Source organism: Microcystis sp. M53603_WE2 (assembly GCF_030065435.1).
Map to the genome: position 1 here is coordinate 1 of NZ_JASJFF010000443.1, position 1,005 is coordinate 1,005.

General features: G+C 39.6%; 2 protein-coding genes and 1 pseudogene. 1 reads left to right on the top strand and 2 read right to left on the bottom strand.

The genetic code is table 11. The annotated features are described in order from the left end of the window. Both PX481_RS09350 and PX481_RS09355 read right to left on the bottom strand, forming a co-directional pair. A pseudogene (locus PX481_RS09350) lies at positions 1–211 on the bottom strand (Uma2 family endonuclease); the annotation flags it as partial. Positions 212–371: 160 nt separating this feature from the next. Continuing rightward, entirely contained in the window at positions 372–611 is a 240-nt protein-coding gene (locus PX481_RS09355; protein ID WP_002758556.1) for a hypothetical protein, read from the bottom strand. Positions 612–619: 8 nt separating this feature from the next. Here PX481_RS09355 and PX481_RS09360 point away from each other — a divergent pair, with 8 nt between their 5' ends. Beyond that, positions 620–886, top strand: coding sequence for a glutaredoxin family protein (locus PX481_RS09360; RefSeq protein WP_002758558.1), 267 nt, complete (start codon positions 620–622; stop codon positions 884–886). Positions 887–1,005: the final 119 nt, after the last annotated feature.

Here is a 1,005-nt window from a genome sequence, read left to right on the forward strand (position 1 = left end):
AAAAATCTCGCTGTTTCAGTTGTCTTTCGTTATAATAAATAGTCAAATTGCCCGAGGCATAGTAATCGTTTCTATCTTGCCAGAGCCAATCAAGACAAGATAATAATAAAATAATTTGTTGTAAATGCAGATCACTTTCCACGGGTGGTTCATCACTCCATAAATCGGTGGGAGGACAGACAATATCGGTAGCAATATCTAGGGTTGTCATCGTTTATAAACCCATTGAGTCAATTTGGGGTGATTCTAGCAACAAGGGACAATCAATACAATTATATTACAAGTCCGATCGTTTTGCTTGTATATAGGGTGTTAGGAGTCGGTCGGGGAAGTCAGAATGACCATCACCTCAATCCCCTTGGTTGAAGGACTTATAAAAACCAGAAGAAAGCAACTAAAATAGCAGTGAGAGTGGCGGCAAAAATGAGAGCGTATTCAATTTTTTGATTGATAATACCAATAACAATGACTAGGGTGATTGCCAGAAGAAACACACCGATATAGACTAGATCTTGAGAACCTGAATTAACTAAATTATTATTTAAAGTCGGTGTGGGTGTGGGAGTTTGTAGAATTGTTGATGAGAGACTAATCGTGGAGGTAATGAACATAAATATTTATGACTACCATAGAACTAATTTTATACAGTAAACCGGACTGTCATCTTTGCGAAGGGTTGCTAGAGAAACTAGAAAAAATCCGTCAACCGGAGTGGCAGTTAGAAATTAGGGACATTACCAGTCGAGAGGATTGGTTTAACGCTTATCAGTACGAAATCCCCGTCCTCTGTCAAAAACTGGCCACGGGGGAAAAAATCCTTCCTCGTCTTTCCCCCCGGGCAAATGCCGAACAATTGGCCCATCTTTTAGCCAATAATTTAACCTAGGGGCTAATTAGGGTTTGCTTAATAAATCTAAAAACCTTGTTGGATAAGACTTTTAGACTTTTTTTCCCTCAAAAAGTGCCAGCCATTGCGGGGATCGGGGGCAAAATTCCTGGACTTTT